18 protein-coding genes and 1 pseudogene are annotated in these 16333 nt (G+C 37.3%); 1 reads left to right on the top strand and 18 read right to left on the bottom strand.

Annotated elements, in window-relative coordinates:
- Positions 1 to 63: 63 nt before the first annotated feature.
- Positions 64 to 1536 carry a M protein trans-acting positive regulator PRD domain-containing protein gene (locus tag QM847_RS06630; RefSeq protein WP_414354670.1) on the top strand — a complete coding sequence of 491 codons (1473 nt, stop codon included), beginning with the start codon at positions 64 to 66 and terminating at the stop codon, positions 1534 to 1536.
- A gap of 61 nt (positions 1537 to 1597) precedes the next feature.
- Here QM847_RS06630 and QM847_RS06625 read toward each other — a convergent pair whose 3' ends face one another.
- The 18 genes and pseudogenes from QM847_RS06625 to QM847_RS06540 form a co-directional block, all read right to left on the bottom strand.
- Entirely contained in the window at positions 1598 to 2125 is a 528-nt protein-coding gene (locus tag QM847_RS06625) for a hypothetical protein (RefSeq protein ID WP_414354668.1), read from the bottom strand.
- A 105-nt stretch (positions 2126 to 2230) separates the two neighbouring features.
- Positions 2231 to 4039, bottom strand: a complete 1809-nt coding sequence (gene glmS / locus QM847_RS06620; protein WP_414354666.1) for a glutamine--fructose-6-phosphate transaminase (isomerizing) — start codon at positions 4037 to 4039, stop codon at positions 2231 to 2233.
- Positions 4040 to 4286: 247 nt separating this feature from the next.
- Positions 4287 to 4577 (bottom strand): DUF5960 family protein, encoded by a 291-nt coding sequence (locus QM847_RS06615; RefSeq protein WP_269798277.1) that lies wholly within the window; start codon positions 4575 to 4577, stop codon positions 4287 to 4289.
- Positions 4570 to 4932: a hypothetical protein gene (locus QM847_RS06610; RefSeq protein WP_269798278.1), complete on the bottom strand. Its 363-nt coding sequence runs from the start codon at positions 4930 to 4932 to the stop codon at positions 4570 to 4572. The genes QM847_RS06615 and QM847_RS06610 overlap by 8 nt, the downstream gene beginning before the upstream one ends.
- The gene (locus QM847_RS06605; RefSeq protein WP_269798279.1) at positions 4929 to 6344 is read right to left on the bottom strand and encodes a Y-family DNA polymerase; all 1416 of its coding nucleotides are present in this window, start codon (positions 6342 to 6344) and stop codon (positions 4929 to 4931) included. Before QM847_RS06605 ends, QM847_RS06610 begins: the two co-directional genes overlap by 4 nt.
- Positions 6345 to 6347: 3 nt before the next feature.
- Positions 6348 to 7034: an XRE family transcriptional regulator gene (locus tag QM847_RS06600; protein ID WP_269798280.1), complete on the bottom strand. Its 687-nt coding sequence runs from the start codon at positions 7032 to 7034 to the stop codon at positions 6348 to 6350.
- Between the two features lie 210 nt (positions 7035 to 7244).
- Positions 7245 to 8156, bottom strand: a complete 912-nt coding sequence (locus tag QM847_RS06595; protein WP_414354663.1) for a DUF6287 domain-containing protein — start codon at positions 8154 to 8156, stop codon at positions 7245 to 7247.
- Between the two features lie 389 nt (positions 8157 to 8545).
- Positions 8546 to 8830 carry a hypothetical protein gene (locus QM847_RS06590; protein WP_014334291.1) on the bottom strand — a complete coding sequence of 95 codons (285 nt, stop codon included), beginning with the start codon at positions 8828 to 8830 and terminating at the stop codon, positions 8546 to 8548.
- Positions 8831 to 8899: 69 nt separating this feature from the next.
- Positions 8900 to 9034 carry a hypothetical protein gene (locus tag QM847_RS06585; protein ID WP_000667627.1) on the bottom strand — a complete coding sequence of 45 codons (135 nt, stop codon included), beginning with the start codon at positions 9032 to 9034 and terminating at the stop codon, positions 8900 to 8902.
- 43 nt (positions 9035 to 9077) lie between these two features.
- A complete protein-coding gene (gene cadX / locus QM847_RS06580; protein WP_414354661.1) occupies positions 9078 to 9416 on the bottom strand; it encodes a Cd(II)/Zn(II)-sensing metalloregulatory transcriptional regulator CadX in 339 nt (112 codons plus the stop codon).
- Positions 9417 to 9427: 11 nt separating this feature from the next.
- Entirely contained in the window at positions 9428 to 10042 is a 615-nt protein-coding gene (locus tag QM847_RS06575) for a CadD family cadmium resistance transporter (RefSeq protein ID WP_414354659.1), read from the bottom strand.
- A 299-nt stretch (positions 10043 to 10341) separates the two neighbouring features.
- Entirely contained in the window at positions 10342 to 12405 is a 2064-nt protein-coding gene (locus QM847_RS06570; RefSeq protein ID WP_002893754.1) for a heavy metal translocating P-type ATPase, read from the bottom strand.
- Position 12406: 1 nt separating this feature from the next.
- The gene (locus QM847_RS06565) at positions 12407 to 12685 is read right to left on the bottom strand and encodes a DUF6110 family protein (protein ID WP_002893755.1); all 279 of its coding nucleotides are present in this window, start codon (positions 12683 to 12685) and stop codon (positions 12407 to 12409) included.
- A 180-nt stretch (positions 12686 to 12865) separates the two neighbouring features.
- Positions 12866 to 13456: pseudogene (locus tag QM847_RS06560) on the bottom strand (transposase); the annotation flags it as partial.
- Between the two features lie 489 nt (positions 13457 to 13945).
- Entirely contained in the window at positions 13946 to 14995 is a 1050-nt protein-coding gene (locus tag QM847_RS06555; protein WP_000126416.1) for a DUF389 domain-containing protein, read from the bottom strand.
- Complete coding sequence (locus QM847_RS06550; protein ID WP_000825751.1) at positions 14992 to 15315, bottom strand: potassium channel family protein; 324 nt, start codon at positions 15313 to 15315, stop codon at positions 14992 to 14994. The genes QM847_RS06555 and QM847_RS06550 overlap by 4 nt, the downstream gene beginning before the upstream one ends.
- Complete coding sequence (locus QM847_RS06545; protein WP_000397555.1) at positions 15312 to 15671, bottom strand: hypothetical protein; 360 nt, start codon at positions 15669 to 15671, stop codon at positions 15312 to 15314. The genes QM847_RS06550 and QM847_RS06545 overlap by 4 nt, the downstream gene beginning before the upstream one ends.
- Complete coding sequence (locus tag QM847_RS06540; RefSeq protein WP_006151097.1) at positions 15596 to 15898, bottom strand: TMEM175 family protein; 303 nt, start codon at positions 15896 to 15898, stop codon at positions 15596 to 15598. Before QM847_RS06540 ends, QM847_RS06545 begins: the two co-directional genes overlap by 76 nt.
- Positions 15899 to 16333 lie beyond the last annotated feature (435 nt).

Raw genomic sequence — 16333 nt, 5'->3', positions numbered from 1 at the left:
AATTGTAAGAAATTGCAATTTATTTATAAGTAGATATTAATTTATCGCAGGAGTTTATTATTCATGAGAGAATTACTCACTCAAAAAGAACAAAGACAATTAAAGATTTTAGAGTATTTATTTGAAAATTCAGATTGGATCTATCTTGATGATTTATCTAAAATCATTGGCAATAATCCCAGAATTATTAAGAGTGACATCAAGGAATTACGGGATATACTTCCTGATTTTAGCATCAAACACTCTACCGCTGGAATTATGATGGTAAATGTACAAAATATTGGTATTGAGAAAATCTACCAATATTTTTTGCAGACCTCTGATTTTTTTAAAGTCTTAAAAGCTTTCTTCCTATTAGATGCTCCGTTTACTTATGAACATCTTGCTGAATCTTTAGATGTATCTCTTCCCGCACTTCGGAAAAAAGTTGCTGAAATTAACAAGATCCTTAATGGAAATTACAATTTCAAGTTAAAAGTTACACCGATTTCTATCATTGGAGATGAAAAGGATATCCGCTTCTTCTTCTCCCAATACTTTCATGAAGCTTATGGTTTTTTAGACTGGCCTTTTTCCCATGTCCAAGAAGAAGATGTGGAAAATTTTGTTTCTTTCTTTCTTAAGTTGGCAAAATTCCCTGCAAAATATCAAAATCTTTACCAAATTAAAACTCAAGCAGCTATTAACATTCATCGAATCAATACAGGAAACTACGTTCAGTTATCCACTGAATGCTCTTGCAAGTTCCCTCTCTATGACCAGTTGCCTAAGTTTGAGCACCAATTACAAGCTTTCTCACAAAAGATAGGAATTGAATTTACACGTGAAAATCTTGACCAGATTTTTAGTCCATTTGCTGAGCTTTCCCTTTTCTTCACAATTGATGACTTTTTGGCAGCTCGCGCCCTCTGCGAACAAGTAGATCACTCTTACCATGCAGCTCGTGACATACTAGATAATCTCACTCGTAAATTTGGAGTTCAATTCTCAAATACAGATGCGCTCATCTGGAACTTACACAATACTGCTCTTTTAGAACGCAAAGAAATCAATTCCGAATCGATTATCAGCCGTAATAAATCTTATACCCTGAGCAAAATTAAAAAGATTTTCCCTAAATTCTACGAAGCAACAGTGATAGAAATGATGAGATATAAGACCAGCATTGGTCAGAAGGAAAAATCTCGAAACGTTGTACACCTAGTATATACTTTCTTCACTCACGCTGAAGGCATTATCGACCAGTTATTTGAGGCAAAAAAGAAGGTTAGGGTTTTAGTTTTAAGTGAATACGACTTCGCTCACCCTCACTTCCTGATTTCTCTATACCAGTTCCATACTTCTAATAACATTCAATATGAAACTTGGGACAAGCCTTCCTTAAATCTCAACGAAATAAAAGTGATGAACTATGATGCCATCATTACTAATTTTGATCTCAAGGGCTTGGTTCACCCAAATATTATGAATATCAGCAGAATGTCTATTTTGCAAGTTGTAAATGAACTAAATAAAATCTCCATCCAAGATTTATAGTTATAAAACCTCCTAGAAAAATCTAGGAGGTTTTTGAAATCTATGTATTTCTATAATCACATTATTCAAAATCAAGTGTTTGGTCCTTAATCACAAGCTTAGTATGAGCTGTTATATATTGACGATCAAGGGTTGTTGTGACTTCCCCTTCACCATTTATAATATGCCAAGCTCCATCTTTATGAACAACCATGGCAACTTCTTGTTTGTTTTTATCTTCATTTCTAACTGCTAGGGCATAGGCATCATCGACCCCTTCTAGCAAGAGTTCTTTGTTGCTACTGAGTGTCAGTAGATAATAGGCTCCGTCTCGAACACCAATATTGTATTGTTGATTCACAAATATAGTTTTGTCGTAGCTAGGTCTTGGTTCAGAAGTTTCTGATCCATTTCGAAGGATATCCGTATAAAAACCTTTTTGTTTTTCTGACTCTGCCTGTTCTTGAGATTTGATAAATTTCTGAACTGCAGCAATCTTTTCACTCTCTTGTTTCTTTGAAGCTCTCATTTGATGAATAATGACAGTCCGAATCAAAAACGAACTTGCAAACAAGAGTCCTATGATAGTTGAAATTTTCCCTTTTTTCATTTAGGCTTCAATCTCCTTATACTTCACTATTTACTACTTTTCAATAGTATAACAAGATTTTTATAGGATGACAAGAAAAATTGAAAAGTAACAGCAGGATTTCCCTTATTCTACCGTTACTGACTTGGCAAGGTTGCGTGGTTTATCCACGTCGAGTCCACGGTGAAGGGTTGCAAAGTAAGCGACTAGTTGCGTTGGTACCACCATTGAGATTGGCGAGAGGTAAGGGTGGACCGTTGTAAGGACGATATCGTCTGTATCTTTGGCAACATTTTCTTCTGCGATGGTGAGGACCTTAGCACCACGCGCTGCCACTTCTTGGATATTTCCACGAGTATGGTTGGCAAGGACTGGGTCTGACAAGAGGGCCAAGACAGGTGTTTCATCTTCGATCAAAGCAATGGTTCCGTGCTTGAGCTCTCCAGCCGCAAAACCTTCACACTGGATGTAAGAAATCTCTTTGAGCTTGAGACTGGCTTCCATGGCTACATAGTAATCTTGACCACGTCCGATGTAAAAGGCATTGCGTGTTGTTTCAAGAAGGTCACGAACTTTAGCATCAATCAATTCTTTTTCTGAAAGGGTTGATTCGATAGACTGAGCCACGATAGACAACTCGTGAACCAAATCGAAAGCTTTGGCTTTTTCATTGCCATTTGCTTCACCAACTGCTTTTGCAAGGAAGGCAAGGGTTGCGATTTGTGCTGTATAAGCCTTAGTTGATGCTACGGCAATTTCAGGACCTGCGTGAAGCAACATAGTATGGTTGGCTTCACGTGAAAGGGTTGATCCTGGCACGTTTGTCACTGTCAAGCTTGGAATTCCCATTTCATTAGCCTTAACCAAAACTTGACGGCTATCAGCTGTTTCACCAGATTGGCTGATAAAGATAAAGAGTGGTTTCTTGCTGAGAAGTGGCATGCCGTAGCCCCACTCAGAGGAGATACCAAGTTCAACAGGCGTATCTGTCAATTCTTCTAGCATCTTCTTAGAAGCAAATCCTGCGTGGTAAGATGTTCCAGCTGCAAGAATGTAGATACGGTCAGCGTCTTGAACAGCCTTGATGATAGCTGGATCTACGACAACTTGACCAGCCTCATCTGTGTAGGCTTGGATGAGCTTACGCATAACTGTTGGTTGCTCATCAATTTCCTTGAGCATGTAGTAAGGGTAAGTCCCCTTACCGATATCTGACAAGTCAAGCTCGGCAGTATAGCTAGCACGCTCACGGCTGTTACCATCATAGTCTTGCACTTCGACGCTATCAGCCTTCACAATCACCAATTCTTGATCATGGATTTCCATGTATTGGTTAGTTTCACGAATCATGGCCATGGCATCTGAGCAGACCATGTTGTAGCCTTCACCAAGACCAATCAAAAGCGGTGATTTGTTTTTCGCCACGTAGATAACATCTGGATTTTCAGAGTCGATCAAGGCAAAGGCATAAGATCCACGGATGATGTGAAGGGCTTTTTTGAAGGCTTCAAGTACTGACAAGCCATCTTCTTCCGCAAATTTCCCAATTAAGTGAACGGCGATTTCAGTATCCGTTTGTCCCTTGAAGTGGTGACCTGCAAGGTATTCTTCTTTGATTTCGAGATAGTTTTCAATCACCCCATTGTGCACCAAGACAAAACGTCCTGTCTCAGAGCGGTGTGGGTGAGCATTGTCTTCCGTTGGTTTCCCGTGAGTCGCCCAACGCGTATGTCCAATACCAGTTGTTCCCTCAACACCAGCTGTCTTAGCAGATAATTCTGCAATACGACCAACAGCCTTAACTAAATGGTTTTCATCACCACCTAGGACAAAAATTCCCGCAGAATCATAACCACGGTATTCGAGCTTTTCAAGCCCTTGAATCAAAATATCAGTTGCATTTGTGTTTCCAACAACACCAACAATTCCACACATAGTATATACGACACAGATAAACTGTGTTTTCTCCTTAAATTGGTATAGTCTAATTCTTGCTTTACAGAATCAGCAAAAACAGTATATACTTGTTTCTTTATCTTGTCAAGAATAAAAATTGGTATAGCTCAATTGGTTTTAAACAGCAAACAAAAAACCATTCAAGAAACAGCTCTTGAACGGCTGGAAATTATAGTTGTTTGCAGTGTTATCATTGCAACAAATATATCTAAGATAAGAATTTTTACTAATGATTTCGCCCCAACCCAAGATAGGTATAGGTTCGAGTACCTGGACAATCTTTTTCCATCTTCACTCTAAAATAAAACCGATGTTTCCTACCATCTTTGGCATTTTCCTTGTTTAAGACAAAGTAGTCCTTTTGGTTAATGGCCATGGTGCGTAGAATGTCGTCAATCAGAAAAGTCAGAGGCACATTCATGGCAGAGTATTTTTGAAAATCTTCCTCGAAACGAATATAGTCATCTGAGAAATAGTCCATCTGCAATTTGTTTTCATATAACTCTTTTCTAGTCATCAACTTCCTCCTGACAAAGTTGGATTGTGAGAATATCATCTACTCTTAGCAGTCTATAGCCCTCATTCGTTTTAACAGAGACTTCTTGAGGAGATAATTCTCTTACTTCACCCAATATCGTGCTTTTATGATTTTTCTCCTTGACCATAAAAGAGCCTTTTAGTCGTCCAACGTAGAGCTGGGAAAGCAGCAACAACTTCTCGACTGGATTCAAATCTGTTGATAAATCCACACGATTTTTTTCTGCACTGAGTGAACTGGTATGCTCCGATAGAAAAAAGCCCATCCACTTCTGCATGCCCGGATCCTGATAATCCCTCGCGGATTGAAAGGGCAAATAAGAACGATCAATCATTTTAGTCCATCTAATCCTCCAGCAGAGTGCCCTCCGATCAGCTTACTTCTGGCAATACTTCTCGATGCGTCCTCTAAAGCAGTCGCCTTCAAGAGAGAAGTAAAGCCGAATTGCTCTCTAATCGAATCAATGGCAGTCTGGAGCCTTTCTTCTTTTTCTACTTTATCAACATCATCAAAAAGAGAAATCAAAGCAAAGGATTCGTCCACAAATCCTGAATAATTGACAGCAACACTTCTGACGGCCCCAGAAGTGTATTTGCTATGGAATAATTTCAGCACGTAGCTGACCAAAAGACTAGTGCTGTTGGTTGGCTCAATCTTCATCTGGGTATGGATGGAACGTTTTTGTTCCTGCTTAGAAAAACCAAGATGAATAGATACCACTGTCGCCTTTTTACTAGCTCTTCGAATCCTGATAGCCACCTGCTCCGCCATCTCTCGGAGTATAATTTCGATATCTCGCTGCTTGACATAGTCTCTCGGTAAAATTTGCGAATTGCCCAAGCCATGAGATTTTGGCTTATAGGGTTTATGAACATTACTCTCGTCAATCCCATTGGCATGGAACCACAAGCGAAGTCCAGCTTGGCCAAGCTCCTTCTTCAGGACATCAGGATTGCTATTGGCTAATTCCTTAATCGAATAGATTTCCAAGCTATTCAAGCGCTTCTCCATCCGATGACCAATCCCCCAAAAGTCGGTCATCTTTGGAATGGACCAGACCTTATCTTCCACGTCCTGGTAAGACCAATTGGCTCGCATAGTCGGTGTGTGCTTGGCTTCATTATCCAAGGCCAACTTAGCAAGCAGGGGATTGGCATTCGACATACCGACCGTCGAGTAAATCCCTGTCTGTCGCCAAATATCCCTCTGAATACGAGCCGAAAGCATATCTAGCTTATCTTTTCGAGAAATCTGCTGGTCCGGGACAAAATAATTAAGCGAACTGGTTAGGTCAATAAAGCCTTCATCAATTGAATAAGGATAAATATCATCTGGACTGCCATAGTTCTGAAAGATTCCTTGGATTTCCATATTAACTGCGATATACTTATCCATCCTAGGAGGGACAATCACGGTCACCCGAGCCCAATCTTCGATAAATTTCACATAGGCCGGGTCTGTCCGTAAAGCTTGTTTTTTGGCATTATAGTAGGAAAATTTACGCGTCTTGATATCAAAGGGGAGGTCATAGGCACGACCAACATTTGCTTTCCCAAAAACCTTTTTAAACATAGGAGAGGAGGCAAGAATCAGCCCAACAGAATTATCCGCCCGACTCATAACACAAAGGGAGGTTTTAAGGGGATGGAGTCCTCTTTCTACACACTCAACACTAGCATAAAAGGACTTCATATCGACAAAGGCAATATCACTTTGGGGCTCTCTGGAATAATCAAAGTAGCCCATAGGCTATCCCTCCATAGGTACAAAATTACCTACGATAATTCCCACAATCCGAGGATCTTCTTCGTAAGAAATGTGAATATCCTTATATTTAGGATTGATGGAGACCAAACGCAGACCATCTTCTTCTCGATAGACCCGTTTGATATAGGTCTGGTTATTGCAAACCACTGCATAGACAGCACCGTCGTAATCAAATCCGGTCTCCCGAATCAGAGCCACTGAACCATTTTGATATTTAGGTTCCATGGAATCTCCTGATACCCAGGAAGCAAAGTCGTGGGCTAGTTCTTCATTAAAGTAAACCGTATCAAAGTTTCGATCATCATAAACCGAAGCACCAATCCCAGCTGACATGCGTTCATAGACATGATACTCGTAGAGTTTTTCTGAAATAGCAGTCACCTTCTTGGCTTGTTCTTCTTGAGCCAAGTTGCGAGCATAGACCACCACCTTCTCTTTCCCTTGATTGGAAAGGCTATTATAGAGACGGACAATTTCGATTTGGGTAAAATTGCCTTTTGGTACTTTTAAAAGATCTTCTAGTTGAGCAACCTTCTCTTTAGAAGGCTCCTTGACTCCACGTTCCCAAGCTGAATAAGCCTGAAAACTAATCCCAAGTCGCTCTGCAATCTCTTTTTGTGTTAGTTTTAGCTCTTTTCTCCGAGCCTTAAGTTTTTCTGGTTGGTACATGACTTACCTCCTAGTCTGATGCTTTCGTTGCAGGTTGACTTTATTTTTAAAATTCAACCATTTTGGTTTAGTTTTATTATATAAAAAAAGTAGACGAATGTCTAGTGGGAAAATTCCACTTTAAACCCTACCTGCTTCAGCTTCATAAAATAATCATGACTTACAAATAAAGAAGAAAACCATCTCAAATTTGATGAGATGGTTAATCATTTAGTCCACTTTATAAAAAACTTGTTCTGAGCTTGTTGGAGCAGCTTGACCAGCAATAAGCCTGTTTTTACTTGAATCAGAATCAACCCACTTCATAGTAGTCCCAGCAGGATAAACACTCATTCCATACCCTGAGAAACCAGCTCTAATACTGAAATTAATACTTCCATCGTTACCTATACTCACTTTTTCAATATTTCCACTGTCTACTAGCCCATTTTTATCGAATGTAAACTCTTTCCCAAGTCCATTTCTCCAAGTTCCAACTAGAGTAGAGAAATCTCCATTTAGAATAGCTTGCTCATCTATTTTTTGTGATTCAGCATTCGTTTGCTCTTCTTGTGTCGAAGGTTTTTCCTCCGTAGTCGTAACACTATCTTGAGTAGTCGTTGAACTAGTGGTTATTGTACTAGTTGCTGTCGTACTAGTAGTAGAAACCAGCTCTGTTGTAGCATTTACTGCTTCTGTATCTTGTTTCTTATGATTAAAGAGGAAGAGAGAACTTATCAGCGCTATAGGGATTAAGGAACATAACATAAGCAACAGCCAGTTGATGCCTTTTTCTTTCGACTGCAGAACAATGATTTCTTGATCATCCTGATAAATCTCAACTAATTCATTCAATTTAGGCTGAAAATTCATCTCACGAATTGGAATTGTTAGCTCATCCCCTGTATTCAGCTGTATTCTAGCAAGCCCATCTTCAATGCTGATGATCTTATGCTTCGGTTTATAAGTAAAAGCAGCATTTTTAGCTTCAAGTTTTACAACTAGGTCCTCATAAATGTGAACAATATCACCAATTTTGGGCTCGAATTCACAATTTTCAATAGCAGACTTTTGAAAACTTCCATTATTATAACCGATATAAACAGTATCTTCAATTCTTTTAATTATCTTTCCGATTTTCATTTATAACTCCTTTCGATTCTTCTAACCCTAATTATAACACACTAAACTGATACTAGGAACAAATTATATAAGACAATGACTACTGGTGTGATTTTTGGGGGTGAACTCTCTATTAAGGATTTAAAAAGAACACCCCGAAAGGTGCTCTTTGTAAGTATAGTAATTCTTTCGAATTAACGTTTACTAAATTGTGATGCTTTACGAGCTTTCTTAAGACCTGGTTTGGAAAGTATGGATTTCAGTTGGACTAAAAACAGCGTAATATCAAGGATTTTCTGAACAATATCTACTTTTTAATTTCATAAAATCTGAATCAATAGATTATAAATAGGGGTATAGTTTAGGTCTGTAATCATTAAAATAATACACCTAACTTTGGTCACCGTTTTTTAGTTATTCACTCTTTTTTCGGATAGTGTTTTTAAAGTTATGATGTAAAATGCCGCAATTAAAACACTATACATCATAATCGGAGGATAGAGAATTAAGGACAGAATCAATCCCACTCCTTTAATTATTAGGTCAGGTATCAATAACTTCCTATATTGTGCGGTAGCTTCAAGTAATTCTTTCTGATCTATATTGGGTTTATCAATTACTTTATGTAAAAACCAGTTTGCTACCGTTGAAACAATAACGATCAGTCCATAAAAGAGCTGTGCCGTATGATTCATGAAATGACTACTAACTATTCCAGTAGCATAGGGCATAAATGAAACAAAAAATAAAAGATACAAATTCTTTCAAATTTCTTCCTTTTCAACTTGGCTAACTTGACCTGCATTACCTAGGTCGCTTTGCTTTAAATTATACTTTTTTCTTAAACATTTGATACGAGTAGGTATTTCTTGTGAGTAATTTTCATCAAAAAATTTCATATATAATCTCCCTATAATCATGGAAAAGTAGTAAAAATAGTTGTTATCCTAGTTGATTAAAAAAATCTCTGATTTCCTCATCCTTTATAAAATAATATATAATTTTCCCCTCTCTTCTAGTGTCCAAGATGTTTTGATTGGCTAGTTTACGAAGATGGTGGGAGGCAGATGCCATACTGAGATTTAGTAAACAGGCTATATCACAGACACAGAGTTCTTCAACAGCAAGGAGATAAAAGATGATATTTATCTGTTTATTATCGGTAAATTTTGATAAAATGCGAAGTGATTTTTGGACTTTTTCCTTTCCAAGGTAGTTCGTTGCGGTTGTAACATTTTGTTGATTAATAATATTCACTTGGCATATACTATCTTTTTTCATAATTTTTTCTCCTAGCCGAACACAGTCCTTAGTATGTTAAAGCTGTTGTTTTCAATCAGGATATACATCCCCAATCCTAAATAAACAACGGCAATAAACCATCTGCTATATTTTTCCAAAGTTTCTCCAACAGAAGGGACTTGTGCCAATTTTTGTGCAGAAAAAACCAAGAGATAAATCATGACTAGAAAAGTAAGTAAAGCCACTATCAAATTCGCTAAATTTAAGGTAATAAAATATGGGACAAAAACACCAATATTGTCAGCACCACAACTTGCAAAAGTAATCATAGCGACTAGAAAAATCAGGTTTTTATCATCTTTGCGCAAACCATCTTTTGCAATAGTTTCTCCATCAGAATCTCCTAAAAGCAAAACTTTGAGTCCTAGGAAAATTGGAATCAAACCGAGCAAACCTAAAATCTCTTTACTAGGAATATAATTTAAGACAAATGCAAAAAGTAAACTTAGCAATATTAGACTAACAGAGCCTAGAAATTGTCCTAAATAGATGTTAATGATGTCTTTTCTGCTTTTTCTTTTGGCAAAAAATAACATTAGGATAATAAGTAAGTCTACGGCTGTCCCAGAATACAGGATTATTGAAGTAACAATATTTTGAATCATAAAACACCTTATTCAAATATATTTTTGAATGTATTCTAACATTAAACTTTGTAGATGTCAACTTAAAATCCACCAATTAATAATTGCATGTCAATATTTGTATTGTGAAACTAGTTTCAGAAATATATAGTCTTAAAGTATGTCCACTGCCAATGGTTTTTTCAATATTTAAAAGGAGAGAACCAATTTGGTCCTCTCCAGGGTATAATTTTCCATCAACCCACTACAGTTGACAAAGAGCCGTTATTCTCAAATGAGACAACTCCTTTTAGTTTTTATAACCTCAGCTTCTCGGTCTCTTACCTACTTTTAATAGAAAGACTACGAAGGACGATTCTTAAAGTAGTCAGATTGTGCAATATCGAAAGATTAGATGGGCTTAACCAATTTAACAACCCAAATCCAATTAAACTTCCATTTATTACAACTGTTTCTTGAATATTTCTTTGAATTAATTTCTGCAACGATTCAGATAAAGAATTCAATTCCTCGAAGAAATCTAAACGATTATCTAATAATAAAATATCACTCATCTGCTTAGAAATATCAGCACTTTCATTCATCACAACCCCAATATCTGCAAGCGTCAAGGCAGCAGAGTCGTTTAACCCGTCTCCAACCATCAAAATAGTTCGGCCAGCTTTCTGTAATTCCTGAACCAACTGAAACTTACCATCTGGTTTTAAATCAGTATAAACGTTGTCAAATGGCAGATCTTTAACCAACTCTTCTGTTCTAGCCAACGTATCACCAGTTGCCAGAATCAGTTTTTTCCCTTGGCGCTTTAGCTTTTTCAATGCAACTTTCGCCTCGCTTCTCAAGGGAGTGTGGATACAAAACATCCCAATTAATTCTTTCTTATAAGCCAAAAACAATAAATTGTAATGAGTCTTATATTGCTCAATCAAGGCCAGCTGCTCAGAACTAATTCTTACCTGTTCGTCTTGCATTAGTACATAATTTCCAATGACAACCGATTGACCATCAATTTGCGATTTAATCCCTTTGCTTGCAACATACTGAAGCTTGCCATGCATTTCTTCGTGTTCAATGCCTTCAATTTCAGCTTGTTTAACAATTGCATTGGCAATAGGATGATAGATATGTTCCTCCAAACATGCACTTATTCTTAAAATATCTTTCTCAGTATAATCTCCGAAAGGAAGAACCTTTTCAACCAAAGGATAACTCGTCGTGATGGTACCCGTTTTATCAAACAAGAAAGTATCCACTTCCAGATATTTTTCTAATACATCACCATCTTTAATAACCATTTCTCGATTTAGACCTTCCTTTATGGCCGTAAGGTAGGCTACAGGTGTGGATATTTTTAGAGCACATGAAAAATCCACCAATAAAAAGGAAATGGCTTTTGAAAACGAACCTGTTAACAGATAAGTCAAACCAGCACCTAAGAAGTTATATTTTACAACCTTGTCTGCCATCCTAATAAAATGACGTTGTTTTGTCTTCTTACTCTCTTCAGATTTTTTCATCAGATTGATGAGTTGCAAAATACGACTGTTTATCTGATTATCAGTCACACGAATTCTTAACTCTCCTGTTTCCAAAACAGTATTCGCACATACAGAATCTCCCTCTTTCTTTTCAACAGGGAAGCTCTCTCCAGTCAAGGAACTCTCATTGACCATGCCTAATCCTGAAACCACTTGGCCGTCAAACAAGATTTCATTCCCTTGGGAGACAACTAATACATCACCTACTTGAACATCAGAACTCTTGATGCTGATGACCATGTCTCCCCGCACTAAGAAAACATCACTTTCTTTAGCAAGAAGGCTTTGTTCCAAATCTGTTGCTGTTTTTTTTAAAGACCACTGATCCAGATGATTACCCAAATCAAGCATAAACATGATGTTGCTAGCTGTCTTGGATTGGTTCATAAACAAGGACAACAAAATGGCCGAACAGTCCAAGACCTCCATGGTTAGTTCCTTGCGCGCTAAAGTTTGATAGGCTTCTTTGACATAACCCAAAGCCTGATAACAAGTCCAAATATAACGAATAGGGTAGGGTACAAAACTTCGAAACAGCAAACGCTTAATCGCTGCACCCGATACAATTGAATAAGCACTCTCTTCTCTACGAATGGGAAGAGTCATCAAGTCCGAAACTTTCCCCTTGTCAATTTTTTTTAAAAAGGCCTCTGCATTTTCTAATACAGAGAAGCCTTCTTTCATACGTAGAGTAAAGTGCTGCTGATCCATATAAAACTGAATAGAGTCGATCCCTTTTTCATCTTTAGCCAAGGAACGAAGATAATCTTGAATATCCAAGGTCAGTGAAAACGAGGACGATAATCGGATATGTTGATATCCTCTGTGTAGCACTTTAAAAGACATATTATTCACCTGTCAGGCTATCTAATTGTTCTTCTTTCTTTTCCTGTTCGTATAAATATTTAGCGTCTTGTAAAACATCATCACCGTGTTGTTTTACAACAGAAACAGATGCATCCAGTCCATCTTTCAATTTGTAAGCTTTAGCCAAGGCCTTAGAATAGCCTTTCTTAGCTTCTTTACTTGCTAAGACTTTCAAGCCAAGCGTCCCAAATGCTACCCCTCCTAAGAAGAGAGATGATTTTTTCGCAACTTTTGCGACGTTTAATACTTCTTTTAACATGTTTATTTCCTCCTTGTAACTATTGTAGCGAAAAATGACAGCAAAAGCAATTGCTGATATCTGATATATAGATAAAATTCTCTATACTGATATTTAATTATATTATGATGAAAACAATATACTTTATTTTTTGATACTGTCAATAATTATGTGTAAACACTTAAGTAGAGTTACGGAGTGTTAATTAAATAAGCTTTCAAGTGTATCAGAACATTGACCAAACCCTTTATGGATTCGTTGACTTTGCTTGAAATTATAATCTTCAAACAACGTAACTAAGTAACGTTCCAGAGCCTCCTCATTAGGAAAAAGAACCTTCTTTTTCGTTTGATGTTTGATTTCTTTGTTAAGAGACTCAATGAGGTTTGTCGAATACATGCTGTGCCAAATCTGGTAGGGAAACTGATAAAAAGTTAAAAGATTATCCGTCTTCTCCAGACTTTCCATGACTTTCCTATACTTTGGTTTCCATTCGGCGAGAAAGTCCTCTAAAGCTTGTCCTGCCATTTCTAAATTTTCAGCACGATAAATCATTATAAATTGCCCCAGAATAACCGCTCTATCTGCTCGTTTCACTTTACTAGCTAGATTTCGACTAATATGAATTAAGCAACATTGTTGTTTAGCTAATGGGTGAGCCTGACTGATAATCTGCTCAAGCCCCTTAAAGCCATCTGTAACTACAAGAGAAATCTGTTGGATTCCTTGGTTTTGAAGCTTGTCTAACAGGGTGGACCAAGAAGCATTGTTTTCTTGAGGCAACTGTGCATAGCATATCTCTATGCGACTAAAGTCGCTAGAGCTATCCTAATTGCGCACCGCCAGTTCTCATAGAAAAAAACACCTTGCAAGATGCAAAGTGTTTTCGTTTGTATTCTGCTGTCCAGTAACGAATTAACGTTTACTAAATTGTGATGCTTTACGGGCCTTTTTCAAGCCTGGTTTGGAAAGTATGAATTTCAGTTGGACTAAAAACAGCGTAATATCAAGACTTTTCTCCGCTTTTATAAAAGCTTTTTTCCAATCAAATTCAACTAATTTTATCCGAATGGTGTGGATTTTACCCCCAAAATTACAGAGAATGGAGCTGATAAACACTAAACGTTCACACCATTAGTTAAATGATTTTTTGTTCATCATTTTTCTTAGATGATAGAACTTCTAATTTATTTCTTATTCAAGCAAAAACAACCTGCTATAAGTAAGAAAGAGGAAGATACAAGAAAAACACGGCGTAAAAACCGATTCAGTTCATTGTCCTCAATCCTTGTCTGCTTCATTTTCTTTTACGAGATCGTTTTGTGAATCTTTTTCAGAGAGTTTTTGATCAATATACTTGTCAATGTTTTCATAAAATTCCTTGGTCGCTTCACTATCTAATGTTGGCGAGTTCTGAACTTGATTCACTTTCAATTGAACAGATTGAATACCGTAAGAGGCTTGTTTTTGGTGGAGTGTTTCTAATTCTTCTTCTGAAATCGGATCTCCAACAACCGTCAAGACCAATTCATTGTTACTTGACTTGTAGACTTGATTAATAACCGTATAATTGGCGAACTCTTTTCCTACAAACTGTTTGATCCCTTCTTTGCGCGCTTGTTCTATTGTCAGAGTAACTGCCGAATAGCTAGCTGGAAGAATCAACAATACAATCAAAGATATCAAGCCAATTCTCATTTTAATGCTCAGCTCTTTAAATGAAGTTAAAGGAGATTTTCTCATCAAAATTCTTGTTCCAACAATGTTGGCTAGCATGATAAAGACACAGTTGATCAAGAAAAGATAGAGAGCCCCCAATAAAAATCGTACATTCCCATTAGCTAAACCATAGCCAGCAGTACAGATAGGCGGCATCAGAGCTGTAGCAATGGCTACTCCTGGCACGATATTGTTTGCTTCTTTTTTCCTTGAACCGATCACACCAGCAATCCCACCAGCAATAGCAATGAGGACATCCCAAATGGTTGGAGAGGTTCGTGCAATCAACTCGCTACTTGCATAAGACAAGGGAGAAATCCAGAAATACAGAGTCGAGACAAGCAAACTGACCAACACTTGAGTCAATAAAACCTCTAGAGATTGCTTGATTAAACGCGTATCAAAAATAGCTAAACCGAATCCCAGTCCAACAATCGGTGTCATGAGAGGTGAAATCAACATGGCTCCTATAATGACAGCTGTTGAATTCATATTTAGTCCGATAGAGGCAATAAAAATTGCACACATCAAAATCGCTGTATCTCTCAATCGAACATGAAGGTCATCGTATAATTTCTCACGGTATTCCCGTGTTGAATAATTGGCAGTCATTTGTCCTCTCCTCTTTCCTTATTTAAATTGGTATAATAATTAAAAATAACAGCTGATAAACAGCCAAAAAATATGAGCCCATAAATCGTCAAGAAGACACTGGTAATCCTTCCAATCAAGGTCACAGCTAGGAGATCCCCGTAGCCGACAGTCGTCGAAGTCACAAAAGCATACCAAAGACCGTCTCCGTAATTTGTGATAGCAGGTTCAACTAGGAAAAGCACGCCTCCTGACCCAAAAACAAAGGTCACAAAACTCAGAGCAAACCGAGTAAAACCCGTAACCTGCATAATATGCCATAACATTTTTAAACGTTTCATTTGTTCTCCTTATTCATACTAGCTCCTGACCGAGCCGTTTTTTTCCAATAATCAAAGTGAAGATAGGACATGATCTCCATCAGAGAAAGATAGACAAACTGATAGATCTGATTTAAGCTGATTATCAACTGATATTGTTTGAAAAATGACTGGAAGAAAGACCAGATATGACTGTCTTGAATCAGTCCCTTCTTAATATCAGACAGGATATTAGCTAAAGCTCCCAAGGACTGAAACGGTAAATCCTTGACATTTATATAGATCCGGTCCACCACATCATTCAGACTGGTATCTTGGATGGCATGAAATTCTCCAAAGAGAACTCCTGCCGCTCCAAGAGTAGAAACAAATTCCACCAAATAATTTCTGAGGAAATTTTCTCAACCTTTTCCCATAATGTGTTTAGTGCCATCCATAACGATCCCAACCAGAAAAAGGAAAGAAAACAAGCAAAGAAATTTTGCCGTAAATCCCAAAAAGCTTCAAGACTTGGTGTTGTTGGTTTTTCTAACTCTAAAACCAAGATGGTCATAATAATTGCTAGAACAGCATCTGTCAATACAATTAATCTGTCTTTCTTCATCGGATTGCATCCCCTTTCTTTTTTGTAACATTCTATCTTATCGCATAATATTGGATATTCTTTCATAATCCGACTACAAACAAAAATAAACCAAAAAGTATGTCCCTATTATACTATATTTAACTCTAGAAGTATTCATCCATCTAATTAATAAATATATCATATTTCACAATAAGTGAATACTATCAAAGATTCATCCCCTTTCACTTCATCATGTAGTGTTGCTTAGATTTATCAAAAACAACCAAATTTGTATTAATTTCAAGTATCACCTAGTTACAAAAATTTGGGGTGAACAGAAAAAGCATCCCGTATTTTTGATACGAAATGCTTTCAATAAGTTTAAATAAGTTTTAACGTTTACTAAATTGTGATGCTTTACGAGCTTTTTTCAAGCCTGGTTTGGAAAGTATGGATTTCAGTTGGACTAAAAAC

It is taken from the genome of Streptococcus timonensis (genome assembly GCF_047463455.1).
Classification (GTDB): domain Bacteria; phylum Bacillota; class Bacilli; order Lactobacillales; family Streptococcaceae; genus Streptococcus; species Streptococcus timonensis_B.
This window is presented reverse-complemented; position numbering and strand designations above follow the sequence as displayed.